The sequence below is a fragment of the Phenylobacterium sp. genome, from assembly GCF_013822795.1.
Taxonomy (GTDB): domain Bacteria; phylum Pseudomonadota; class Alphaproteobacteria; order Caulobacterales; family Caulobacteraceae; genus Phenylobacterium.
In genome coordinates this window covers 64676-87683 of record NZ_PNLB01000002.1, presented here as the reverse complement: position 1 = coordinate 87683, position 23008 = coordinate 64676, and the positions used below count along the sequence as shown (strand labels likewise).

20 protein-coding genes are annotated in these 23008 nt (G+C 69.8%); 11 read left to right on the top strand and 9 right to left on the bottom strand.

Going from position 1 to position 23008, the window contains the following annotated elements:
• Nucleotides 1–23: 23 nt before the first annotated feature.
• Nucleotides 24–1697, top strand: coding sequence for a bifunctional lysylphosphatidylglycerol flippase/synthetase MprF (locus tag C0481_RS02055; RefSeq protein WP_293400209.1), 1674 nt, complete (start codon nt 24–26; stop codon nt 1695–1697).
• Between the two features lie 11 nt (nt 1698–1708).
• Here the strand turns inward: C0481_RS02055 and C0481_RS02050 are convergent, their stop codons facing one another.
• The gene (locus C0481_RS02050) at nt 1709–1912 is read right to left on the bottom strand and encodes a hypothetical protein (RefSeq protein ID WP_293400206.1); all 204 of its coding nucleotides are present in this window, start codon (nt 1910–1912) and stop codon (nt 1709–1711) included.
• 297 nt (nt 1913–2209) lie between these two features.
• Between C0481_RS02050 and C0481_RS02045 the strand changes: the two genes are divergently transcribed.
• From C0481_RS02045 to C0481_RS02030, 4 genes are read left to right on the top strand one after another with little or no spacing between them, the layout of a single operon-like run.
• On the top strand, nt 2210–5293 hold the full coding sequence (locus C0481_RS02045) for a peptidoglycan-binding protein (RefSeq protein ID WP_293400203.1): 3084 nt from the start codon (nt 2210–2212) through the stop codon (nt 5291–5293).
• Between the two features lie 23 nt (nt 5294–5316).
• The gene (locus C0481_RS02040) at nt 5317–6237 is read left to right on the top strand and encodes a sulfite exporter TauE/SafE family protein (protein WP_293400200.1); all 921 of its coding nucleotides are present in this window, start codon (nt 5317–5319) and stop codon (nt 6235–6237) included.
• Nucleotides 6237–7004 (top strand): TIGR02186 family protein, encoded by a 768-nt coding sequence (locus C0481_RS02035; RefSeq protein ID WP_293400197.1) that lies wholly within the window; start codon nt 6237–6239, stop codon nt 7002–7004. The genes C0481_RS02040 and C0481_RS02035 overlap by 1 nt, the downstream gene beginning before the upstream one ends.
• 4 nt (nt 7005–7008) lie before the next feature.
• Nucleotides 7009–7476 (top strand): DUF3429 domain-containing protein, encoded by a 468-nt coding sequence (locus C0481_RS02030; protein WP_293400194.1) that lies wholly within the window; start codon nt 7009–7011, stop codon nt 7474–7476.
• Here the strand turns inward: C0481_RS02030 and pdeM are convergent, their stop codons facing one another.
• Genes pdeM through C0481_RS02015 form a run of 3 tightly spaced genes read right to left on the bottom strand, consistent with a single transcriptional unit; the run spans nt 7477 to nt 11309 of the window.
• Nucleotides 7477–8199 carry a ligase-associated DNA damage response endonuclease PdeM gene (gene pdeM / locus C0481_RS02025; RefSeq protein WP_293400191.1) on the bottom strand — a complete coding sequence of 241 codons (723 nt, stop codon included), beginning with the start codon at nt 8197–8199 and terminating at the stop codon, nt 7477–7479.
• On the bottom strand, nt 8196–10667 hold the full coding sequence (locus C0481_RS02020) for a ligase-associated DNA damage response DEXH box helicase (RefSeq protein ID WP_293400189.1): 2472 nt from the start codon (nt 10665–10667) through the stop codon (nt 8196–8198). The genes pdeM and C0481_RS02020 overlap by 4 nt, the downstream gene beginning before the upstream one ends.
• A gap of 42 nt (nt 10668–10709) precedes the next feature.
• The gene (locus tag C0481_RS02015) at nt 10710–11309 is read right to left on the bottom strand and encodes a hypothetical protein (RefSeq protein WP_293400187.1); all 600 of its coding nucleotides are present in this window, start codon (nt 11307–11309) and stop codon (nt 10710–10712) included.
• A gap of 147 nt (nt 11310–11456) precedes the next feature.
• On the opposite strand from C0481_RS02015, the gene C0481_RS02010 reads away from it, so the two are divergent.
• The 5 genes from C0481_RS02010 to C0481_RS01990 all read left to right on the top strand — a co-directional run bounded on the left by C0481_RS02010 (nt 11457) and on the right by C0481_RS01990 (nt 16501).
• Complete coding sequence (locus tag C0481_RS02010; RefSeq protein WP_293400185.1) at nt 11457–11885, top strand: GFA family protein; 429 nt, start codon at nt 11457–11459, stop codon at nt 11883–11885.
• 68 nt (nt 11886–11953) lie between these two features.
• Complete coding sequence (locus C0481_RS02005; RefSeq protein ID WP_293400182.1) at nt 11954–14767, top strand: ATP-dependent DNA helicase; 2814 nt, start codon at nt 11954–11956, stop codon at nt 14765–14767.
• Nucleotides 14768–15042: 275 nt separating this feature from the next.
• Entirely contained in the window at nt 15043–15711 is a 669-nt protein-coding gene (locus tag C0481_RS02000; protein ID WP_293400180.1) for a glutathione S-transferase family protein, read from the top strand.
• Entirely contained in the window at nt 15708–16040 is a 333-nt protein-coding gene (locus C0481_RS01995; RefSeq protein ID WP_293400178.1) for a metalloregulator ArsR/SmtB family transcription factor, read from the top strand. Before C0481_RS02000 ends, C0481_RS01995 begins: the two co-directional genes overlap by 4 nt.
• Nucleotides 16037–16501, top strand: coding sequence for an SRPBCC family protein (locus C0481_RS01990; RefSeq protein WP_293400176.1), 465 nt, complete (start codon nt 16037–16039; stop codon nt 16499–16501). The genes C0481_RS01995 and C0481_RS01990 overlap by 4 nt, the downstream gene beginning before the upstream one ends.
• 6 nt (nt 16502–16507) lie before the next feature.
• Here the strand turns inward: C0481_RS01990 and C0481_RS01985 are convergent, their stop codons facing one another.
• Entirely contained in the window at nt 16508–16840 is a 333-nt protein-coding gene (locus C0481_RS01985) for an SMR family transporter (protein ID WP_293400173.1), read from the bottom strand.
• A 123-nt stretch (nt 16841–16963) separates the two neighbouring features.
• Here C0481_RS01985 and C0481_RS01980 point away from each other — a divergent pair, with 123 nt between their 5' ends.
• On the top strand, nt 16964–18997 hold the full coding sequence (locus tag C0481_RS01980) for an elongation factor G (RefSeq protein WP_293400170.1): 2034 nt from the start codon (nt 16964–16966) through the stop codon (nt 18995–18997).
• 148 nt (nt 18998–19145) lie between these two features.
• Here C0481_RS01980 and C0481_RS01975 read toward each other — a convergent pair whose 3' ends face one another.
• From C0481_RS01975 to C0481_RS01960, 4 genes are all read right to left on the bottom strand, one after another.
• Nucleotides 19146–20075 carry a prephenate/arogenate dehydrogenase family protein gene (locus tag C0481_RS01975; RefSeq protein WP_293400168.1) on the bottom strand — a complete coding sequence of 310 codons (930 nt, stop codon included), beginning with the start codon at nt 20073–20075 and terminating at the stop codon, nt 19146–19148.
• Complete coding sequence (hisC, locus tag C0481_RS01970) at nt 20072–21202, bottom strand: histidinol-phosphate transaminase (RefSeq protein ID WP_293400166.1); 1131 nt, start codon at nt 21200–21202, stop codon at nt 20072–20074. The genes C0481_RS01975 and hisC overlap by 4 nt, the downstream gene beginning before the upstream one ends.
• 46 nt (nt 21203–21248) lie before the next feature.
• Nucleotides 21249–22055, bottom strand: coding sequence for a chorismate mutase (locus tag C0481_RS01965; protein WP_293400164.1), 807 nt, complete (start codon nt 22053–22055; stop codon nt 21249–21251).
• 119 nt (nt 22056–22174) lie between these two features.
• Nucleotides 22175–22933, bottom strand: a complete 759-nt coding sequence (locus tag C0481_RS01960; protein WP_293400162.1) for a methyltransferase — start codon at nt 22931–22933, stop codon at nt 22175–22177.
• Nucleotides 22934–23008: the final 75 nt, after the last annotated feature.

Sequence of the window (23008 nt, the reverse complement as noted above, 5' to 3'; positions counted from 1 at the left end):
CAGGGGCGACCATTGGAGGGCGGATGAGGTTTTGGCGCGAACTGAAGCCGGCGGCCTTCGCCGCGGCGCCGTCAACAGCAGCGATCCTGGCCCTGCTGGCCGGGATCATGCTCCTCGCCTCGGGCGCGACGCCCACCATCCCCGACCGCTTCTTCCAGATCTACGAGATCAGCCCTGTGGTGCTGATCGAGGTCAGCCACTTCCTGTCCAGCATCCTGGGGCTGGTGTTGGTGCTGCTGGCCTTCGGGCTCCGCGCCCGGCTCGACGGCGCCTGGTGGGCGACGCTCGTGACCCTGATCATCGCCAGTCCGCTGGCCCTGCTCAAGGCCTTCGCCTGGGAGGAGGCGCTGGCGCTGGCGCTGTTCGCCGCCCTGCTGCTGCCGTTCCACGGCGCTTTCCCGCGCAAAGCGCGCTTGCTGAGCATGGAGGTCACCCCCGGCTGGCTGATTTCGGCGTTCGCCGTGATGGTCGGGGCCGGGCTGCTCGGCCTCTGGTCGTTCCAGCACGCCGACTACGGCGACAAGCCATTCTGGGTGGTGATGGCCGACGCCGATGCCGCGCGGGCCATCCGTGGTTGGGTCGGGGCGGCGATCCTGCTGCTGGCCTTTGGGATTTGGCGACTGTTCGCTTCCGCTGCGACGCCCAAGGTGGTCGGTGAGGACGACCCCGAGCTCGGGCGCGTGCGCGCCATTCTGGCCAAGGCCGAGGAGGCCGAGCCCGGCTCGAACCTGGCTCTGCTAGGCGATAAGCGGTTCCTGTTCTCGCCGTCCGGCGAGAGTTTCCTGATGTTCGGCGTCCGCGGCCGCTCGTGGATCTCGTTGGGTGCGCCGGTTGGTCGCCACGACGAGCGAATGGACCTGCTCTGGCGCTTCCGCGAGCTGGCCGACGCTCACGCTGCGCGCCCGGGCTTCTACGGCCTCGACGCCGAAGACCTGCCGGACGTCGTCGAGTTGGGCTTTGCGATCGCCAAGGTGGGCGAGAGCGCGGCCGTCGCGCTCGACACCTTCACGATCGAGGGCACCAAGCGCGGCAATCTGCGTCGGGCCTGGCGTCAGGCCGGTGAGGCCGGGGCCACCTTCGAGGTCGTGCCTCCCGAGCGCGTAAGCGAGATCATGCCGCAGCTGCAGGCGATCTCGGACGCCTGGCTCGTGCATCATGCTGGCGGCGACAAGAGCTTCTCGATGGGTGGATTCTATCCGGCCTACGTCTCGGAATTCCCGGTCGGGGTCGTGCGCTTCGAAGGCAAGATCATCGCTTTCGCCACACTCTGGATCACCGCCAACAAGACCGCCTTCTCCATGGATCTGATGCGCTACATCGAGGAGGGGCCGCGACGGATCATGGATTATCTGTTCGTCGAGCTGATCGAGTGGGGGCGGCGCGAGGGTTACCAAGCGATCGAGTTCGGTATGGCGCCGTTGTCGGGGCTGGATGATCGGCCGTTGGCGCCGGTGCTGTCGCGGGTCGGGGCGCTGATCTTCGAGCGGGGCGAGGAAATCTACAACTTCCAGGGCGTGCGGGCCTACAAGGGCAAGTACGATCCTGTCTGGCGTCCGCGCTACATGGCGGCCCCGAACAAGTGGGCGATCCCGATGCTGCTGGCCGATATGGGGCTGCTGACCTCGGGTGGCGTGGCGGGTCTCGCCAAGCGGCCGAAGAAGGCCGAGGAGGCCGCGGGACTGCCAACCGCGGCGTGACGCGCGGCCGCTTAGCGGCCCGTCTTCACCCCGAGCAAATTCGCGGCGTGGACAATCATGAACAGTGCGAACGCGCTGGCCGTCACCATGATGAAGCGCCAGGGCATCAGTCGCGGCCCCTTGAGCGGGTCGGAGGGCTTGGCGCCCCTCCAACCGGCGAAGGCGGCGAGCGCGAGCAGGACGCCGCATAGCGCCAGGGTGAGGTTCAGATCCATGCGCCAGCGCCTACAGCAGGCGTAGAGCGGGTGCAAAGGTGAACCCGCCACTAAGGCTTAACTGGCCATTAACCATGTTGGAGCTTGTTTTCTCTAGGGGACGGGGCGCCATCCACAGACTTTCGCTGTCGGCCCAACATCTAGTGTTAACCTTTCGTTTACACACCAGGGATCGGTGGTAGCGTCCAGGATGGGCTGGGAGAACGATTCGATATGACGTCGGGTGCGCCCTGGAGCGTCAAGGGGATCGACCCTAAGGCGAGGGAGGTCGCGAAAGACCTCGCGCGCCGGTCAGGCATGACCCTCGGCGAATGGTTGAACCGCATGATCCTCGAGGACGACGCGCCCGATGAGATCACTTCACAGTCCTATTTCGACGAACGCCCAGCGCGCAGCGATCGCGCCCAATTTGAGACCGCGCGAGCGCCTGAAGCGGCGCCCGCGGCGGTGACGGAACCGTCGGCCGGCCGCTATGAGCCGGTCCAGCAGTCCGGCGACGAAATGGGGCGTGTGGCGCTGGCGCTTGACCGGCTGAGCGGCCGGTTCGATCGCGCCGAGCCGCGCTTGAACCCAGCATCCCTCGCCGCAGAGAGCGTGATGCGCGAAGCCATGGCCCGCATCGAGGCGGCCGAGCGCGATGCGATCGCGGTCGCGGCCCGCTTCGAAGGCGCCGTCCAGGAAGCGCGCGCCGAGAACACCCGCCTGGCCGAACGGCTGCGCCGGGTTGAAGCGGAAGCCGCCGGGCCGCGTTCGGCCGAGGCGCTGCGCTCGCTGGAAGCGGCGCTCGGCAAGGTCGCCAACCATCTCTACGAAGGCGAGGGGCGGACTCGCGACACCCTGCACGCGATGGAGCAGAGGATCGATCAGATCTTCGCTTCCGGCGGTGGCGATCCGGCCAGTCTGCTTGAGGAAGTCGTCGATCGCGTCGATGCGCGGCTGACCGACGCCGAAACGCGGACCTCCGAGGCGCTGGTCAATCTGGGCCAGGCCTTCGCCAATCTCGACAGCAGGATGGGCGCGGGCGAGAAGGCCGTCGTACCCGAAGTCGAACGCCGCATCGAGACGTTGGCCGCGACCCTGTCGCGCCGGGTCGAGGACGTGCGCGGCGAGATCGCCGAGGCTGTGCGCAAGTCCGAGCAGGCCTCGGGTGAAGCGATCGAGCGGATGGGCCGTGAGGTCCTGACCGTGGCCGACACCCTGAACCGTCAGGTTCAGGCCGCCGAACATCGCAGCGCCGACGCGATTGAGCAGGTCGGCGGCGAAGTCGCCCGTATCGCTCAGGCGATGGAGCAGCGGCTGGGCCGCTCCGAGGGCGCGCATGCCGAAGCACTGGAAAAGTTGGGCGCGGAGATTGGTCGCATCACGGACCGGCTGACCGAGCGGATCGGCAGCTCCGAGCGCCGCTCCGCTCAGGCCATTGATGACGTCGGCGAGCAGGTCGCGCGTGTCAGCGAGCGGATCAGTCAGCGCCAGGAGCGTTCGTCTGAAGATCTCGCCGAGCGCATCCGGCAGAGCGAGGAGCGCACTGCGCGTCTGCTCGATGAAGCGCGCGGGACGATTGACCGCAGCCTGGCCGAGTCGCATCGCCGCGCCAGCGAGCAGTCGCTGGCCGCCGCAGCCGCGCCGGCCGCGCCGCGGCTGACCCGCGAGGAGCCGACGGCCAGCCCGTTCGACCACGATCCGTTCCGTGAGCTTGGTCCGGTCGCAGAGACCCGGCCCGAGAGCCTCGTGCTGCAGGCCTTCGCCGCCGCGGAGCCGCCCGCCGATTCGTTCAACGAGGCGACGAGCGGTACCGAGTGGTCTGAAGAAGCCGCCGAGCCGCCGGTCGCCGCCGATTTCCCAGAGACTGCGAACGCGCCGGTGTTTGACGCCGTCGACTTCGAAGCCGCCGATGGTTTCGATCCGATCGAGTCTTCTGCTGAGGCCGAACCTTCTGCCGAGGCCGAGCTTCTTGCCGAGGCCGAACTGATCGAGGCGGATGTCGAGCCTGACGTCGAAGCCGCAGCATCAGAGTCCCTGGACGTTGAACTGCCCGAGCCGCCGGCGTCTGAGCCGGGCGCGGGCGCCGATCCGTTCGCGCAGAGCGCCTGGACCTCGCCCGCCGACCTGGCTTCCGCGCCCGAAGCCGAGGAGGCGTCGGACGCCGCTGAAGCAGTCGGCGATCCGGCCCGGCCGCTGTCGACCCGTGAGGTCATCGAACAGGCCCGCGCGGCGGCCCGCGCCGCCTCCGGCCCTGGCGGCGACGCCAAGCGCAAGGGCGGCAAGATCGAGAAGCTGCCTCGCAGAGAAAAGGAAGGCGGTCGCTCGCTCTTCTCCGGTCTCAGCCTGCGCAAGCGCGCGGTGGGGTCCTCGTCGTTGCAGACCGCCCTGCTGGTGGCCGGCGGCGCGGCCTTCCTGAGCCTCGCCGCGACCAGCTACTTCATCACCGACGCCGAGCCTAGCGGCGCGCCGCCCAAGCGAGTGGCTGACGCCCTGGCCGTGTTCGCCAGCGACCAGGCTGGCGAGATCGCTGGCGGCGAGGCCGATACCGCGCCGAATCCGTCGACCGTTCGCGCCGCGGTGGCGCTCGCGCCCCAGCCGATCACCGCGCCCGGAACCCCGGCCCCGGCGGCCGCCGCGTCGGTGGAAGACCCTGCCGCCGTGGCCAGCCTCTACGCCGAGGCGCTGCGCGCGCTGGAGACCTCCGAGCCGGGCGGCTTGGAAAAATTGCGCAAGGCCGCGAACCTCGGTCACTCGCCGGCGCAGTTCTATCTCGCCAAGCTTTACACCGACGGCGGCGCCGGCCTGAAGAAGGACCCGGTCGAGGCCCGTCGTTGGACCGAACGGGCCGCGGAGGGCGGCAACCGCGCGGCCATGCACAATCTGGGCATCGCGCTCGCCCAGGGCCAGGGCGGACCCAAGAACCTGACCTTGGCCGCCGAGTGGTTCCGCAAGGCCGCGGACCTTGGCTTGGTCGACAGCCAGTACAATCTCGGCGTCCTTTACGAGCAGGGACGCGGCGTCACGCAGAACGCCGCCGAGGCCTACAAGTGGTACCTGATCGCGGCCCGCAGCCGCGACGAGTTGGCGCTGGACAACGCCGCGCGGGTGCGGGCGGGCCTGTCAGCCGAGGCGCGTTCGGTCTCCGAGCGCTCGGCGCGGGGCTTCCGCCCGGTGTCGCCGAACACCTCGGCCGCCGCGACGCCGACCTCATCGAGCAACGATGTCGCCACCGCGCAGAGAGCGTTGTCGCGCCTCGCCTACTACCAGGGCCCGACGGACGGCAGTGTGTCGCCGGCGCTGACCATGGCGATCGCCGCCTATCAACGGCATCAGGGCATGGCGGCGACCGGTTCGCTCGATCCCGTCACGCTTTCGCGGCTACAGGTCTTCACGCGGTGACGCGCGCCGGGTAAGGGGCGCCCTTGGATTTCTACCTGCCCATCGCGGAAGTCTCGGTGAACGCGCCTCTGCTGATCGCGCTGGGCGCGGCGGTGGGGTTTATCTCGGGACTGTTCGGGATCGGCGGCGGCTTCCTGATGACGCCCGTGTTGGTGTTCTTAGGGATTCCTCCGGCCGTGGCTGTGGCCAGCGAAGCCAACCACGTCGCCGCCTCCTCGACCTCCAGTGTCATCTCTTACACTCGGCGCAAGGCGGTGGACTTCCGCATGGGCGGGGTGCTGGCCGCCGGCGGGGCGGTGGGGTCGCTGCTCGGGGTCGAGGTCTTCCGTTGGTTGCGGCTGCTGGGCCAGGCCGATCTGGTCGTCTCGCTGTCCTATCTCGTGTTCTTGGGCGTGATCGGCGCCCTGATGCTGTGGGAGTCGCTCGGCTCGATCCTGCGCCGCCGCCGCGGCGATGCGCCTAAGCCGCGCAAGGACCGGCGCCCCCCGTGGCTCTATGGTCTGCCGTTCAAGATGCGGTTCCCCCGGTCACGGCTCTACATCAGCGTCATTCCGCCGATTTTGCTCGGGGTGTTCGTCGGCATCCTGTCGGCGATCATGGGGGTCGGCGGCGGCTTCGTGCTCGTGCCGGCGATGGTCTACATCCTGCGCATGCCGGCCGGCGTGGTCGTCGGCACCAGCCTGTTCCAGATCATCATCACCACCTCGCTGACCAGCGTGCTGCAGGCCGGTCGCAACCAGACCGTCGACGTGGTGTTGGCGACCTTGCTGCTGATCGGCGGCGTGCTGGGCGCGCAGGTGGGCGCGCGCGCGTCGTCGCGGTTCCGCGCCGAGGAACTGCGGGCGTTGCTAGCGGTCATCGTGCTGGCCGTGGGGCTGCGGATGGGGCTGGGCCTGTTCTTCACGCCGTCCGAGCCCTTCGTGCTGATGGCGGGGAACGGCTGATGCCGCTTGACGCCGCCCCGCCGCAGACGCCGCCGGCCGCCGTTTCGGCCGCGCTGACCACCACCAATGTCAGGGTGACCTCCAGCTTCCGCGGCGCGCGCATTGTGCTCTATGGCGCCGTGCTCGATCCCAGCCAGAAGCCGAGCGACGTGGTGGTGATCGTGCGCGGGCCGGATGCGCCGGTCCGCATGGCGCGCAAGACCCGTATCGCCGGGGTCTGGGTCAATTCCCGGCCGGTGGTGTTCGAGGGCGCGCCCGGCTTCTACATGGCCGCCTCGACCCGCCCGCTGGACGAGATCGCCAGCTTCAGCACCCTGCGACGGCTGGGCGCTGGGATCGATCATCTGCGGATCAACGCGCCGATGGAGCAGCGCATCGAGTCCCGCTATGGCGTGCGTGACGTGGTGGTCAGCGGCCTGGGGGCCGACTATCTCGACTGGCGGCGCGCGGTGGTGCGGCTGAAGGAGGCCAGCGGCCTCTACGCCGCCGACTCCCGAGGGGTCAGCTTCGTCGACAAGGGGCTGTTCAAGGCCGAGATCGATCTGCCGACCGGGGCGCCGATCGGAGTCTATTCAGCCGACATCTTCCTGTTCCAGGACGGCCAGCCGGTGTCGAGCCGCACCCGCGGCCTGACCGTCGAGAAAGCCGGCGTCGAGCGGGCGCTTTACCTTTTCGCGCATCAGCGGCCATGGTCTTACGGTCTGGCTTCGGTGGCGATCGCCCTGGCCGCGGGCTGGGCCGCATCGGTGGCCTTCCGGAGGAACTGACCGCTTGGAAACTGACGGCCATGTGCACGCCGAGACCGCCGCGCCGCGCCCGCTCTGGGTGATCGCGCTGTTCGGGCTGGTCCCGTTCCCGATCTCCGCCCTGACATATGTCTATGGCGACGCCGACCTCAGCGGGCCGGCGCTGACCGTGCTGTTGACCTGGTCGGCGATCATGCTGGGGTTCCTGGGCGGGATCCGCTGGGGGCTGGAGAGCGGCCGGGCGACCCCGCGCTGGACCCGGCTGGCGACGTCGGTGGTGTCGCCGACTGTGGCCTGGACGCTGATCTTCGCTCGCGGTTCGGTGGAGACCGCCTGGCTGCTGTGCGGCTTTCTGGCCGCCTTCATCCTGCAGTGGCTGTACGACCACGCCGCGCCCGACGTGCCGGCGCGTTATCCGCGGCTGATGACCACCCTGACCCTCGGCGCCTGCCTGTCGCTGGCCTTGGCGCTCGAACAGGCGATGCGGATGTAGCTACTCGCCGGCGACGGAGCGCCAGCCGACCGCATGCACCCGTCCGGCCCCCAGCGCCCCGCACAGCGGCGGGCGCGCGAACAGCCCTAGGAACGCGGCGTCGCGGACGCTGAGCCCGCCGGCATAGGCCCCGAAGGCCGGGACCACCATGCGCGCCCCGTCGGTGACGAAGCAGCGCCGCCTTACGCTGCCGCGCGAGGCGACCACGCGGGCGCAGGGGTGCAGGTGGCCGGCGACCTCGCCGTCCTGGCGGCCGGGGGTCGGTTCGTGGCGCAGGATCAGGCCCTCGACCGCGATTTCGTCTGCGACTTCGCCCGGCAAGCGGCGCGGCCCGTCGGCGTCATGGTTGCCGATCACCCAGACGAGGCGCGTCAGGCCGCCGAGCGCGCGCAACCCCTCGGCGTCGTCGCGGGCCAGGCGGTCTTCCGAGGAACGATCATGGAAGGTGTCGCCCAGCAGGACGACGGACTCGGGGGCGGCGGCGACGACTTCGGCCTGCAGTCGGCGCAGGGTGTCGCGGGTGTCGTAGGGCGGCAGCATCTGGCCGCGCATGGCGTAGGACGAACCCTTCTCCAGGTGGAGGTCGGCGACCACCAGCATGCGCGCGGCCTCGATCCATAAGGCGCCGCTTGGCCGCAAGGTGACGGCCGCGCCGTTCAGCCGCGTGCGCAGGCCGCCGCAAGGACTGGCGGCGAAGGCGTAGGGTTCGGCGATCGCGCTCACGACATCGCCTCGGCGATCAGGTCTTCCTCAGCCTCGGCCAGGATCATCTCGGCGGCGTCGCCGGGCGAGCGCTCCTTGCCGATCTCCAAGAGGATCGGGACCGAGAACGGCGACAGGTGCTCAAGCGGCGAGTGGCGGATACGGCCGGAGATCCGCTCCAGCAACTGTCCCAGTCGCGCCACGTCGATCAGGCCGGTGGCCGCGTCCTGCCGCGCGCAGCGCAGCAGCAGATGATCGGGTTGGTGGCGGCGCAGCACGTCGTAGATCAGGTCCGTCGAAAAGGTCACTTGGCGGCCGCTCTTCTCATGCCCGGGAAAGCGCCGCTCGATGAGCCCCGAGATGATCGCGCACCCCTTGAAGGCCCGCTTCATCATGAAGCTCTCGGCGAGCCAGGCCTCGAGATCGTCGCCCAGCATGTCCTGGGCGAAGAGCTCGTCGAAATCGAGGCCGTCCATGGGCTTCAGCGCCCAGATCGCCAGGGCGTAGTCGTTGCAGACGAAGCCCAGGGGGGCGCCGCCGAGCCGCTCAAGGCGGCGGGTCAGCAGCATGGCCAGCGTGGTGTGGGCGAGGCGACCTTCGAACGGATAGACCACCATGAAGTGGCGCTTGCCGCGGGGAAACGTCTCCAGCAGCAGGTCGTCGGCCGGCGGGATCAGCGAATGATCCCGTTGAATTTCAAGCCATTCGCGGACGTCGGCAGGCAGTACCTGCCAGTGTTCCTGGTCGTACATCAGCTCGCGCACGCGTTTGGCCAGAAAGGTCGACAGCGCGAACTTCGAGCCGCCCCAGGACGGCATCTTGGGATCCCGATTTGTAGCGGGACTGACTAGCACCTCGGTGCCGGTGACGGCGACCAGCGCCCAGACCTGGCCGGCGAAGACGAAGGTGTCGCCGGGGTCGAGCATCTCCAGCATGCCCTCCTCGACCTCGCCGATCTTTCGGCCGGCGCGGCCGCGGCCCATCGAGATGCGGACGGCCAGCATGGCCGGCGAGACGATGGCCCCGACGTTCAGCCGGTGGCGCTGGGCGGTCTCGGCGTTTCGCACGCTCCAGCGACCGTCGAGGGTCTTCACGATCCGGCGGAAGCGATCGTAGGTCTTCAGCGCATAGCCGCCGGTGGAGACGAAATCGACGACCTGTTCGTAGTCTTCCCAGGCAAGGTCGCGATAGGGGCCGGCGCTGGTGATCTCGTCGTAGAAGGCCAGCAGGTCGAACGGCTCGGAGCAGGCGCAGCCCATGACGTGCTGGGCCAGGACGTCGAGCGCGCCGATGCGGGTCGGCTCGCCGTCGAAGCGGTTCTCGGCGATGGCCTCGCGGGCGGCCTGGCACTCCAGCATCTCGAAGCGGTTGGCCGGCACGAAGAGGGCGCGGCTCGGCTCGTCCAGGCGGTGGTTGGCGCGGCCGATCCGCTGGACCATGCGGCTGGCGCCCTTGGGGCTGGCCAGCTGGATGACCAGGTCGACGTCGCCCCAGTCGATGCCGAGGTCGAGCGTCGAAGTGCAGACCACGGCGCGCAACTCGCCGCGCGCCATCGCCGCCTCGACCTTGCGCCGCTGCTCGGCGGCCAGGCTGCCGTGGTGCAGGGCGATGGGAAGATTGTCCTCGTTCAGCCGCCAGAGCTCCTGGAAGGCGAACTCGGCCTGGAAGCGGGTGTTGACGAAGACGAGGGCGGTCCGGGCCTGCTTGATGGTCTCGTAGACCTCGTCCATGGCGTGCTTGGCGGTGTGGCCGGCCCAGGGGACCTTGCCCTCCGACAGCAGCATGTCGACGATCGGCGGCGCGCCGGCCGGGCCGCGGACCAGGGCGACCTGCTCGTGGGTGTCGGCGGCGCGGCCAAACCCCATCCAGCGGCGGATGACGTCGGGATCATCGACCGTCGCCGAGAGGCCCACGCGCCGCAGGTTCGGCGCGAACTGCTGCAGCCGCGCCAGGTCCAGCGCCAGCAGGTCGCCGCGCTTGGAGCCGTGCAGGGTGTGGATCTCGTCGAGGATCACGCAGGACAGGCTCTCGAAATAGAGCCGCGCGCCTTCCCAGGCGCAGAACAGCGCCAGCTGTTCGGGCGTGGTCAGCAGGATGTCCGGCGGCTTCACCCGCTGGCGCTGGCGGCGCGAGATCCCGGTGTCGCCGGTGCGGCTCTCGGCGACGATCGGAAGGCTCATCTGGAGGATCGGGGCCATCAGGTTGCGCTCAACGTCGACGGCCAGCGCCTTCAGGGGTGAGATGTAAAGCGTGTGAATGCCGCGCGGCGCGTTGGCCGGCGGGCGTTCGGCGAGCTCGATCAGGCTGGGCAGGAAGCCGGCCAGGGTCTTGCCGCCGCCGGTCGGCGCGATGAGCAGGGCGTCGCGGCCTTCGCGAGCCTTGGCCACCATGTCCAGCTGATGCGCGCGCGGGCTCCAGCCGCGGGCTTCGAACCAGGCGGCGAACTTATCGGGCAGGAGGTCGGTAGGGAGCGCTGCTGCGTCAGCCATCGCCCCATATGATGTTCGCGTTACGTTTCGCGCAAGCGTCGCCTACCGGGAACGGCCGAAGACCTTGAGTAAGCGACTGATGAAGCCAGAGTAGCGCGGTTCGGCGGTCCCGTCCGCAGCCGCGACGAAGAACTGCAAATCCTCACTGCCTTCGCCTTCTGGAGTCCAGCCGCCGAGGGCGTCGACCAAGGCCTCGGGCAGATCGAACAAGTCTTCGTCAGGCTCATCGCCTTCGTGGATTTCGGCCCGGCGTTCGGCCAACAGGCGGTCGCGGATCACAGCGAACTCCGGCGGCGGCGCGCCGTCGACCGTCAGGCCATACTGGTCATCGTAGAGTCTTTCCTCGGTGCGCAGGACTGACCAGATACGGACGCCGTTGCGATAGCCCCAAGCGTGGCTTTCGCCGACGCGGGTCTCGAACCGCCCGGCGACGAGCGAGGCTCCGCCGGAGAGCTCCGCGAGGCGGGCAGGCCCGAGCCAACCGTATCGCGTGACGAGAACAACTCGGCCCTTGGAGGCGGCCCACGCCACATCACTCCCGATGCGGTCGGTTTTCCGGCCAGTGTCCACGTATCCCAGGCGTCGCAGAGCTTCGTCTTTGTTGAGCCCGTCGACCGAAGCCATGTCTAGCGCGAAACCCATTTCCTACCTCCACGAATTGACTAGAGCTTTGTTCTTTATTTGTTCGAGTCAAGTTTGGGTTGCGCAGCGGGCCCCCTGAGTCGGTGGTCGGCGCACGCGGGGGGCGTAGACTTGCGCCCGTCGCGCATAAGCTGACAGGAGCCGAGCATGTCTCAGACGTATCCGGGTGAGTGCTTTTGCGGTTCAGTTAAGATCGAGGTCACGGGCCAACCGGCAGCCATGGGCTATTGCCATTGTAGATCCTGCCGATCGTGGTCGGGCGGGCCGGTCAACGCCTTCAGTCTCTGGGAGCCGTCGGCGGTCAAGGTGACGGCCGGCGAGGAATATGTGGCGACCTTCGCCAAGACCGAGATGAGCGAGCGCAAGTATTGCAGCAAATGCGGCGGCCATCTGATGGCCAATCATCCGCCGCTGAAGCTGGTCGACGTGTTCGCCGCGACGATCCCGACGCTTCAATTCGAGCCCGGCGTCCACGTCAACTATGCCGAGACCGTGCTGCGGATGAAGGACGGCCTGCCGAAACTGAAAGACTTTCCGGCCGAATTCGGCGGCTCCGGCGAGGCGATCGGCGAGTAAATGCGGCCTATCGGCAGGTTTTCAACGTTCCCTTTCCGTTTCCTGCCGAAAGCCGCTAGCAAGGCGGTGTGAACGCCCCGGCACCGAGTCTGGATCTTGCGCCCGCCCTGGTGGTGTTGCCGGGGCCGCGGGGCGGCGTCGCCGACGCGACCGGCGGCCAGGCGATCCGCGCGCCGGACGCCCGTGATCTGCTGCAACGCGGCCCTGTGCTCGTCGCCCACGCCTCGATGACCGCGCGGCGGCTGGGGCTCAATGCGCCGCCGCGGATGCCCGGGCTGTTCGACGCCCTCGAGCTCTACGCCTTCGCCCGGCCGGCGACCTTCTGCGCGCCGTCGTCGGTGGGTCTGGCCCTGGCGCTGGGCCAGCCCGAACCGAAGGGCGCGCAGGCGCAGGCCGAGGCGCTGCGCGCGGCCTGCACGCTGCTGCTGAACGAGATCGCGGCGACGCCGCAGCCTAGCCGGGAAGAGGCGCTGGCCCTGGCCGAGACCATGATGCGCGCCGGCTGGGCGTGGGGGCCCTCGGTGGTCGCGGCCCTGCGCTCGGCCCCGGTCGGCAACCAGTTCCGCACCTCGGGCATGGACGTCTGGACCCGCATCGCCGAGTGGGAGGATCAGGCACCGCCCGGCGAGGCGAGCTCGCGGCCCGTCGTTCCGGAGGAGGCCGGCCAGCGGCTGGCCGAGCTGCTGCAACGCTCGGGGCTGGACGAGACCCGCCCGGCCCAGGCCGAGTACGCCCAGGAGGCGGCCTTCGCCTTCGCCCCGCGCGAGCGCGAAGGCGAGCCGCGGATGATGCTGGCCGAGGCCGGGACCGGGGTCGGCAAGACCCTCGGCTATCTGGCGCCGGCCTCGCTGTGGGCCGAGGCCAACGGCCCGTCGGTCTGGGTCTCGACCTATACCCGGGCCCTGCAGCGGCAGATCGAACGCGAGAGCCATTCGATCTTTCCCGACCCCAAGGTGCGCGCCAAGAAGGCGGTCGTGCGCAAGGGGCGCGAGAACTATCTCTGCCTGCTGAACTTCCAGGACCTGGCCAACACCGCCCAGCTCGGCGGGGCCGATCTGATCGGCATGGCGCTGACCGCGCGCTGGGCGCGGGCCACCCGCGACGGCGACATGACCGGCGGCGACTTCCCGGCCTGGCTGCCGACCCTGTTCGCCGTCCCGGCCGCGGGGCAGGCGAGCGCCGCCAACCTGGTCGACCGGCGCGGCGAGTGCGTGCACACCGGCTGCCAGCACTATCGCGCCTGCTTCGTCGAGAAGGCGATCCGCGGTTCACGCAAGGCCGACCTGGTGATCGCCAACCACGCCCTGGTGCTGACCCAGGCGGCGTTCGACGGGGCCCGCGCGGCGCGCGGCTCCAAGGCCGACGGCGAGACCACCCAACTCAAGCGCATCGTCTTCGACGAGGGCCACCACCTGTTCGACGCCGCCGACGCGGCCTTCGCCGCGGCGCTGTCGGGGCAGGAGACCGCCGAGCTGCGCCGCTGGATCCGCGGTCCGGAAGGCCGCGGCCGTCGCGGGCGCGGGCTGGAAGCGCGGTTGATGGACATGCTGGGCGACCGCGAGGACGCCCGCGAAGCGCTGATCGCGGCCATCCAGGCCGCCGCCGCCCTGCCGGGCGAGGGCTGGTCCGGCCGCATCGCGCCGCCGAACGGCGAGGTCAATCCGATCGGGCCGATCGAGCTGTTCCTGGTGGCGGTGATCGAACAGCTGCGGGCGCGGGCCGCGCCGTCCGACGTCGGCATGGAGTGCGCGGCGCGCCCGGCCCTGGACCGGGTGCGGGCCACCGCCCGCGAGGCCGCCGCGGCGCTGGCCAAGATCGAGGCCCCGCTGCTGGCCCTGGCGCGGCACCTGGAGGACCTGCTCGACGAAGAGGCCAGCCAGATCGTCACCAGCGACCGCGGCCGGATCGAGGGGGCGCTGCGCGGTCTCGACCGCCGCTGCCGGATGCTGCTGCCGGCCTGGCGCTCGATGCTGCGCGCCATCGACGAGGACGCCGAGGACGATCCGGACTTCGTCGACTGGTTCGACGCGACCTTCCTCTATGGCCGGGTGGTGGACGCCGCCTGCCGCCGGCACTGGGTCGACCCGACCGAGCCGCTGACCAACGCCGTCATCGCCCCGGCGCATGGTGTGCTGGTGACCAGCGCCACCCTGACCGACCCGACCCTGGACGATCCGTTCGCCTTGGCCGAGATGCGCACCGGGGCGGCGCGGCTGCCCGACCGACCCAAGACCCTGAAGCTGGCCTCGCCGTTCGACTATGCGGCCAACGCCCGGGCCTATGTGGTCACCGACATCGGCCGCGACGATCCGCGCCAGGTGGCGGCCGCCATGCGCGAGTTGTTCCTGGCGGCCGGCGGCGGGGGCTTGGGCCTGTTCACCGCCATTCGCCGGCTGCGCGCGGTGCACGAGCGGATCGCCGCGCCGTTGGCCGACAAGGGGCTGGCGCTCTACGCCCAGCATGTCGACCCGCTGGAGGTCGGCGCCCTGGTCGATATCTTCCGCGCGGAAGAGGACGCCTGCCTGCTGGGCACCGACGCGGTCCGCGACGGGGTCGACGTGCCAGGCCGTTCGCTGCGGCTGCTGGCCTTCGACCGGGTGCCCTGGCCGCGGCCTGACATCCTGCACAAGGCCCGACGCGCCCGGTTCGGCGGCAAGGTCTATGACGACAACGTCGCCCGCGCCCGCATCTCGCAGGCCTTCGGCCGGCTGATCCGCCGGGCCGACGACAAGGGCGTGTTCGTGATGCTGGACGCCGCCGCCCCGACGCGGCTGTTCTCCGGCCTGCCCGAAGGCGTGCGCGTCGACCGGCTGTGCCTGGTCGAGGTCATCGAGGCGGTGACGGAGTTCCTGGGGCCGGCGGCGCCGATCTCGGCGGAGTAGGCGGCGCACACAAGGTGTCATCCCGGAAAGCGCGACAGCGCTTGTCCGGGACCCATTCGCGCCCGAGGGGCTGGATGGGGCGCGGCCGAGCCGAGATATGATCCATCCGGTGCTCATGGGGCCCGGTCTTGCTTCGCAGACCGGGATGACGCTCGGGGTGTGGGGCTTTCCTCCTCCGGCGAGGCGGCGAGATACTTAGCTTCTGGGAAAAGTTTTCCTTGCCACGTGCGGTGTCGGATAGTTAGCTCCTGCGGAAACTAATTGGAGCCGAGCTGATGAGCCTGGTGCTGCACTTCCACCCGCTGTCGTCCTACTGCCATAAGGTGCTGATCGGGCTCTATGAGCGCGGGACGCCGTTCGAGGCGCGGGTGCTCGATCTTTCGCAGACGGCGGACGAGTTCGCGGCGATGTGGCCGACCGCGAAGATCCCGCTGCTGGTCGATGGGGAGCGGGTGGTGCCGGAGACCAGCATCCAGCTCGAATATCTGGATACGCACTATCCCGGCCCGCCGATGCTGCCAGCGGACGCCGAGGCGCGGCTGGAGGCGCGGCTGTGGGACCGCCTGTTCGACCAGTACGTGATGACGCCGATGCAGAAGATCGTCGCCGACCGGATGCGGGCCGACGGTGAGAAGGATCCGCGCGGGGTCGAGAACGCCCGCGACATGCTGCAGATGGCCTATGGCCTGATCGACGGTCACATGGCCGGGCGCACTTGGGCGGCGGGCGAGGCCTTCAGCCTGGCTGACTGCGCGGCGACCCCGGCGCTGTTCTACGCCGGGATCGTCGAGCCGTGGGGCGCGGAACGGGGCGAGCTGGGCGGCTATTTCGAGCGGCTGCTGGCGCGGCCGTCGGTGGCGCGGACGCTGACTGAGGCGCGGCCGTTCTTCGACTACTTCCCCTATCGCGAGCTGATGCCGGCGCGCTTCCTGGAGGAGGCATGAGCGAGGGGCTGGACCGGGTGTTCACGGCCCTGGCCGATCCGGGCCGGCGGGCGATGATCGACCGGCTAGCCAGCGGCCCGGCCTCGGCCAGCCAGCTGGCGGCGCCGACCACCCTGGCGCTGCCGTCGGTGATGAAGCACCTGGCGATCTTGGAGGCCAGCGGCATGGTCTCCTCGCAGAAGGCCGGGCGGGTGCGGACCTACCGGCTGGCGCCCGACGCCTTCGCCGGGCTGGAGGCCTGGGTGAGCCAGCGCAAGCGGGCGTGGAATGCGCAGTTCGATCGGCTGGACGCCTATCTGGCCCAGACCAAGAGCGGAGACGATCGATGACGTCGGCGAGCCACACCAGCTTCGTGATCGAGCGCCGGTTCGCCGCGCCGCCGGCGGCGGTGTTCGGGGCCTGGGCTGATCTGGAGGCCAAGAAGCGCTGGTCCGACTGCCACGTCGAGGAGGGCGAGACCGCGCTGACCATGGATTTCCGGGTCGGCGGGCGGGAGAGCTATCGCGCCGAGCTGCCTGGCGGGGTGAGCCAGCGGGTGGAGAAGGTGTTCTTCGACATCGTACCCGATGCGCGGATCGTCTTCGCCTACGACGTCGAGGTCGGCGGCAAGCGGCTGTCGGCCTCGCTGGTGACGGTGGAGTTCAGCGCCGAGGGCGCGGCGACCTTCATGCGGATGACCGAGCAGCTGGCCTATTTCGATGGCCACGACGACCTGGAGGATCGCATCCACGGCACCCGCGAGGGGATCGAGCGGCTGGCGCTGGAGGTCGAGGCGGCCGGCGCCCACTGAAGCCGATCAGTGGGCCGAGCTCTTGGAGAAGACGTTGATCACCAGCACGCCGGCCACGATCAGGCCCATGCCGGCCAGGGCCGGCGGGTCGAGCCGCTGCTTGAACAGCACCCAGGCGATGATGGTGATCAGCACGATGCCGACGCCCGACCAGATCGCGTAGCCGACCCCGACCGGCACCGTCTTCATCGAGTGCGACAGGCAGTAGAAGGCGACCCCGTAGCCGACCGCCGTGATCAGCGACGGGCCAAGCTTCGAGAAGCTGTCGGAGGCCTTGAGGGCGGTGGTGGCGATCACCTCCGCGACGATGGCCAGACCTAGCCAAGCGTAACCGTTCATCCCTGCTCCTCATCGAACTCGGCGCTTGTGCAGATCGCCTAGCGGGTGGAAGCATATAGGCGGTCGGGGTCACAAGCGCCCGCTCCCAAGAGGCGGGCGCCTCCAGTTGGGAGGGCCCATAGGATGGGCAGACCAGGTTCCGGCGCCGCACGCGCCATCGCCCTCGTCGGCGCGGCGGGAGCCGGTAAGACAACCCTCATGGAAGCCATGCTGTTCGCGGCCGGCGCCATTCCGCGCCAGGGCGAGGTGGGCGCGGCCAGCGTCGGCGACGCCAGCCCCGAAGCGCGATCGCGCGGCCAGTCCATCGAGTTCAACGTCGCGGGCTTTGAATTCATGGGCGACCGCTATGCGGTGATCGACTGTCCCGGCTCGCCCGAATTCGCCGGGACCGAGGATTATGTGCTGCCGGCGGTGGATCTGGCGATCATCGTCGCCGATCCGAACCCGACGCGGGCGCATCTGCTGCAGCCGATCTTCAAGGAGCTGGAGGCGCGGCGCACGCCGCACGCGGTGTTCGTCAACAAGATCGACCAGGCGCGCGGCGGGCTGGACGAGTTGATGGCCGCCTTGGCGCCGGCCTCGGGCAACCGGCTGGTCGCCCGGCAGATCCCGCTGGTCGACAAAGAGCATGTCACAGGGTTCGTGGACCTGGCGCTGGAGCGGGCGTTCGTCTACCGGCCGGGCCAGCCGAGCCAACAGGTCGACCTGAGCGACGACGTCTTGGCGCTGGAGGCCGACGCGCGGTTCCACATGCTGGAGCAGTTGGCCGACTTCGACGACGAGCTGATGGAGCAGTTGCTCTCGGACCTCAGCCCCAGCCAGGACGCGGTGTTCGCCGACCTGGTGGCCGATCTGGCCCAGGGCCTGATCACCCCGGTGTTCTTCGGCTCGGCGCTGAACGGGTTCGGGATCCGGCGGCTGCTGAAGGCGCTGCGGCACGAGACGCCGGACGTCGTGGCGGCGGCCGCGCGCATGGGGTTGGACGGGCCCTGCAGCTACATCTTCAAGACCTCGTACGCCGGGCAGGCGGGTAAGATCGCCTATGGCCGGGTGATGCAGGGCGAGCTGGCCGACGGGCAGGAGCTGACCTTGAGCGGCGGCGACAAGGCCCGGGCCGGCGGGCTGACCACCTTCTCCTCGCCGAACGGCAAGAAGGCCGACAGGGCGGGCGAAGGCGAGGTGGTGGCGATCGGCAAGCTGGAAGCGGCGATGCCGGGCATGGTCGCCTCGATGGACGGCAAGGCGCGCAGCCTGGCCGAGCCGGCGTTCCCGCCTGCGACGCTGTATTCGATGTCGATCTCGGCCAAGGACCGCAAGGACGACGTGCGGCTGTCGGCGGCGCTGAACAAGCTGGCCGAGGAGGATCCGGCGATCGTCATCGCGCAGGACCCGGTCACCCAGGAGACGATCGTCTCCGGTCGCGGCGAGGCGCACCTGCAGGTGCTGCTGGAGCGGCTGAAGCGGCGGTTCGGGGTCGAGGCGGCGACCGGGCGGCCGAAGGTCTCGTACCAGGAGAGCTTGCGCAAACCGGTCACCCAGCGCGGGCGGCACAAGAAGCAGACCGGCGGCCACGGGCAGTTCGGCGACGTGGTGCTGGAGATCAAGCCGCGGGCGCGGGGCGAGGGGTTCTCGTTCTCGCAGAAGATCACCGGCGGGGTGGTGCCCAAGCAGTGGATCCCCTCGGTCGAACAGGGGGTGCGCGACGCCATGGAGCGCGGCGCCTTCGGGTTCCCGGTGACCGATGTCGAGGTGGTGCTGGTCGACGGCTCGTACCACAGCGTCGACTCCTCGGAGATGAGTTTCCGGGCGGCCGGGCGGCTGGCGATGAGCGAGGGTCTGCGGGCCGCCGCGCCCTATCTGTTGGAGCCGGTCGAGAAGCTGATCATCCACGCGCCGCAGGCCTCGACCTCGAAAATCACCCAGGCGGTGAGCGCCCGGCGCGGCCAGATCCTGGGCTTCTCCCCGCGCGAGGGCTGGAGCGGCTGGGACGAGATCGAGGTGTGCCTGCCGCGGGCTGAGCGTCAGGATCTGATCCAGGAGCTACGCGGCTTGACCCAGGGGTTGGGCGAGTTCACCGCCGAGTTCGATCACATGGCCGAACTGCCCGGCAAGCTGGCCGAGCAGGTGACCAAGGGCGGCGAACAGCACGTGGCTTAGCAATGATGTCATCCCGGAAGGCGCGGAGCGCCTGTCCGGGACCCATTCGCGCCGAGTCGGCGGAATGAGGCTCGGCTGAGTCAGTGTCTCAGCCATCTGGTGTTCATGGGTCCCGGTCTTGCTGCGCAAACCGGGATGACAGCTTGCGTCAGTGCTTGCCGCGGTCGCGGCCGAAGTTGGGTTCGGCGCTTTCCTGGCCGGCGGCGATGATGCCGCGGCGGATCTCGCGGGTCCGGCTGAAGAGGTCGTAGAGCTTGTCGGCCTCGCCCCAGCGGATGGCGCGCGAGAGCGCCTGCAGGTCTTCGGTGAAGCGGCCGAGGATCTCCAGCACCGCGTCCTTGTTGGCGACGAAGACGTCGCGCCACATGGTCGGGTCGGAGGCGGCGATGCGGGTGAAGTCGCGGAAGCCGCCGGCCGAGTACTTCATCACCTCGGCCTGGGTGACCTCCTCCATGTCGGCGGCGGTGCCGACGATGTTGTAGGCGATCAGGTGGGGCAGGTGGCTGGTGACGGCCAGCACCAGGTCGTGGTGGCCGGCGTCCATCTGCTCGACATTGGCGCCGAGCGCGCGCCAGAACTCGGCCAGGCGGCCGGTCGCGGCGACATAGGCCTCGTCGTCGCGCGGCTGCGGCGTCAGGATCACCCAGCGGTTCTGGAACAGCTCGGCCAGGCCGGCGTCGGGGCCGGAGTGCTCGGTGCCGGCGATCGGGTGGCCGGGAATGACGAAGACGTTTTCGGGCAGGGCCTTGGCCATCGCGTCGGCGACGCTGCCCTTGACCGAGCCGACGTCGGTGACCGTGGCGCCGGGCTTCAACGCCGAGGCGGCGGCGGCGGCGGCCTGGCCCATCGCCAGCACGGGAACGGCCAGAACCACAAGGTCGGCGTCCTTCACCGCCTGCGCGATGTCGCCGGTGACCTCGTCGGCGTAGCCGAGTTCGAGGATGCGGGCGCGGTGGGCCTCGCTGGCGTCGGCGACGAAGACGTGGCCGACGGCGCCGGCCTCGCGGGCGGCTCGGATCACCGACGAGCCGATCAGGCCGCAGCCGATCACCGCCATGCGCGGATAGATCACGCTCACTGCGCGGCTCCCTTCATGAACTCGGCCAGGGCCTCGACGACGGCGCGGTTGTGCTCTTCCAGGCCGATGGTGATGCGCAGGTGGTTGGGCAGGCCGTAGCCGGCGACATAGCGGACGATCAGGCCGCGGGCGCTGAGGAAGGCGTCGGCCTCCTTGGCGGTCTTGCCCGGCGTAGTGGGAAAGCCGACCAGCACGAAGTTGGCGGCCGAGGGCAGCGGTTCGAGGCCAAGGCCGCCGAGCTGTTGGGCCAGCCACGGCCGCCACTGGTTCACCAGCGCGAGCGAGCGGCGCTGGAAGTCCTCGTCGCCGAGCGCGGCGACGGCGGCCAGCTGGGCCGGGATGTTGACGTTGAACGGCAGGCGGATGCGGTCGACGGCGGCGGCCATCTCCGGCGGCATGTAGGCCCACCCGACGCGCAGCGCGGCCAGGCCGTGCAGCTTGGAGAAGGTGCGGGTGACGACGACGTTGTCGAACTCGCGGACCATCGACATGCCGTCCTCGTAGGCCGGGTCGTCGCAGAACTCGGCATAGGCGCCGTCGAGGCAGACGACGACGCTGGGCGGCAGGCCGGCGTGCAGGCGGCGGATCTCTTCGCCGGAGTTCCAGGTGCCGGTCGGGTTGGCCGGGTTGGCGACGAAGACGATACGGGTGCGCTCGTCGACCAGCCTCAGCAATTCGTCGACGTTGATGCGGTAACCGGGCTCGGGGGCCATGCGGATCTCCGCCTGGCAGGCGCGCGCGCCGATGGCGTAGGCGCCGAAGCCGAACTCGCCCTGGACGATGTTGTCGCCCGGCTCGAGGAAGGTCTGGTTGAGCAGCTGGAAGATCTCGTCCGAGCCGCAGCCGAACAGCAGGCGCTCGGGTTCGAGGCCGTAGGTCGCCGCCAGCGCCTCGCGCAGGATGGTCGAGCGTCCGTCCGGGTACATCTGCAGCTGGTCGAAGGCGGTCGAGAACGCCTCGCGCGCCGCCGGGCTGGAGCCGAGAATGTTCTCGTTGGCCGACAGCTTCAGCGGATGCTCGACCCCGTCGACCTTCGACTTGCCCGGCACGTAGGGGGCGATGTCGAGAATGCCCGGCTTGGGCGTCGGGCGCGGGGCGGAGGCGCGGTCGAGAACGGTGTCGGACATGGGGTCGGCGGCGGGGGCTCGGCGGCGATGGGAGGGGAGCGCCGTCTTACACGTCGATCGGCGCCGGCGCAGCCCCGATGACTCCGGTCAGCCGGCCGGGCGCGCGGGCCAGGCGCTCGTCGCCGGCCTGGTAGAAGCCCATCAGCGCGAACAGCTTCAGGCCGCCGGCCTCGGCGATCAGGTCGCCGGCGACGCCGTCGCGGCCGAGCGCGTTTTCGATGGCCTGGGCCGTGCCGCCGGCGTCGGTGACCCAGTAGGTCAGGTCCGCGCCGGTGGGCTCGACCTCGACCTCGGCGACGGCCAGGGCGACGTTCGGGCCCCAGGCCGACAGGCACGGCAGGGCGGCGAACACCTTGAGCTTGGGCTCGGCCAGCAGCCGGCCCCACCACGGGGTGTCGGATGACAGGGCGAGCACGGCGACGCCGCCGAGGGTCTTGGCGCCGGCGATGGCGTCTTCGGGCTTGGCCACCTGGCGCAGCGAGGGAGCCGCGCCGAAGCGCAGGCGCGCGCCCTCGACCGCGCGGCCAGGATCGCGACCACCGAAGACCGAGATGTGGAACGGGCCCTGACGCGAGAGGCTGTCGCCGATCAGTTCGCGCCAGATACGGACGACCAGGCTGGGACGGGCGGCGTTGCGCGGCTTGTCGAGCAAGGTGCGCAGCAGCTGGGCCTCGCGGCCGGGGCGTAGGGCGAACTTGCCCGAGTCGCCGGCGGCGGCCTTGGCGGCGGCGACCTGGACGGCCAGGCCCGCGCGCTCGTCGACCAGGGCCAGCAGCTGGGCGTCGATCGCGTCGATGCGCGCGCGCACAGCCTCGAGGGTGGGCGGAGCGGACTTGGGATCGGCCTTGGCCATACTTTCCCCCGAAAACGAAGTTTCGGCGCATAGGTCATCGCAGACGATGGCGCAATAGGCCCCTTCGCCGCAAAAAAGTTGCACGGGAAACCTGTTGCCGCGTTGGGCGGCGACAGCGGCTACCGCGGTTTGCGGAACACCAGGGTGAACTGGTCGGTCTTGCCGCGGATGGAGGGGTCGAAGACGTTGGTGGTGTGCGGATCGGCGGCGTCGTGGAACAGCGGGCTTTCGCTTTCCAGCACGAAGCCGGCGGCCTTCAGGTCGCTCTTCACCGCGGCCGGATCGATGCGGTGCAGGCTGTCGGCGGCGCTGATGCCCGAGCCGGCCAGGGCGGCGTGGTCGACCACCAGCAGCACGCCGCCGGGCTTCAGCGATTTGAACAGTTCGGCGTCGACCTTGGCGGCGGTGCCGGCCGGGAAGGGCTTCAGATAGAGGTCGTGATAGTTCTGGACGGTGACGATGGCGTCGAGGCCGTCGGGCAGGTCGAGCTGCTGGAAGCTGGCGTCGAGCGGGGTGACGTTCTTGTAGGCGTCGGCGACCTTCTTGAGGTTCTCGCCGTACGAGGCCTGGAACTTGATGAACTCGGCCGGCTGGTAGGCGTAGACGTGGCCGGTCGGGCCGACCGCAGCCGACAGGATGCGGGTGACGTAGCCGCCGCCGATCACGAAGTCGGCGACCTTGTCGCCGGTCTTGATGTCCGCCAGGGCCAGCAGTTCAGCCGGCTTGCGGGCCGCGTCGCGCGCGACGTCGGCGGCCGGGCGCGACGGATCGGCCAGGGCCGCGGCGATGTTGGCGGGGGGCGCGGCCTGGGCCGGAGCCGACAGGGTCGTCAGGCCGGCGGCGAACACGAGGGCGAGAATGCTGATGCGCGTGGTCATGGGGGACGCCTCTCCTTTTGGCGGCAGGCTAGCGGCGCCCGGGGGCTTCTGGAATATCGTTGTTATCGATTTGAG

Bases quoted from the DNA above. Each gene is read 5' to 3' on its own strand.
- C0481_RS02055 (WP_293400209.1), top strand. From the start codon at position 24: ATGAGGTTTTGGCGCGAACTGAAGCCGGCGGCCTTCGCCGCGGCGCCG.
- C0481_RS02050 (WP_293400206.1), bottom strand. From the start codon at position 1,912: ATGGATCTGAACCTCACCCTGGCGCTATGCGGCGTCCTGCTCGCGCTC.
- C0481_RS02045 (WP_293400203.1), top strand. From the start codon at position 2,210: ATGACCCTCGGCGAATGGTTGAACCGCATGATCCTCGAGGACGACGCG.
- C0481_RS02035 (WP_293400197.1), top strand. From the start codon at position 6,237: ATGCCGCTTGACGCCGCCCCGCCGCAGACGCCGCCGGCCGCCGTTTCG.
- C0481_RS02020 (WP_293400189.1), bottom strand. From the start codon at position 10,667: ATGGCTGACGCAGCAGCGCTCCCTACCGACCTCCTGCCCGATAAGTTC.
- C0481_RS02015 (WP_293400187.1), bottom strand. From the start codon at position 11,309: ATGGGTTTCGCGCTAGACATGGCTTCGGTCGACGGGCTCAACAAAGAC.
- C0481_RS02010 (WP_293400185.1), top strand. From the start codon at position 11,457: ATGTCTCAGACGTATCCGGGTGAGTGCTTTTGCGGTTCAGTTAAGATC.
- C0481_RS02000 (WP_293400180.1), top strand. From the start codon at position 15,043: ATGAGCCTGGTGCTGCACTTCCACCCGCTGTCGTCCTACTGCCATAAG.
- C0481_RS01995 (WP_293400178.1), top strand. From the start codon at position 15,708: ATGAGCGAGGGGCTGGACCGGGTGTTCACGGCCCTGGCCGATCCGGGC.
- C0481_RS01990 (WP_293400176.1), top strand. From the start codon at position 16,037: ATGACGTCGGCGAGCCACACCAGCTTCGTGATCGAGCGCCGGTTCGCC.
- C0481_RS01985 (WP_293400173.1), bottom strand. From the start codon at position 16,840: ATGAACGGTTACGCTTGGCTAGGTCTGGCCATCGTCGCGGAGGTGATC.
- C0481_RS01980 (WP_293400170.1), top strand. From the start codon at position 16,964: ATGGGCAGACCAGGTTCCGGCGCCGCACGCGCCATCGCCCTCGTCGGC.
- hisC (WP_293400166.1), bottom strand. From the start codon at position 21,202: ATGTCCGACACCGTTCTCGACCGCGCCTCCGCCCCGCGCCCGACGCCC.
- C0481_RS01965 (WP_293400164.1), bottom strand. From the start codon at position 22,055: ATGGCCAAGGCCGATCCCAAGTCCGCTCCGCCCACCCTCGAGGCTGTG.
- C0481_RS01960 (WP_293400162.1), bottom strand. From the start codon at position 22,933: ATGACCACGCGCATCAGCATTCTCGCCCTCGTGTTCGCCGCCGGCCTG.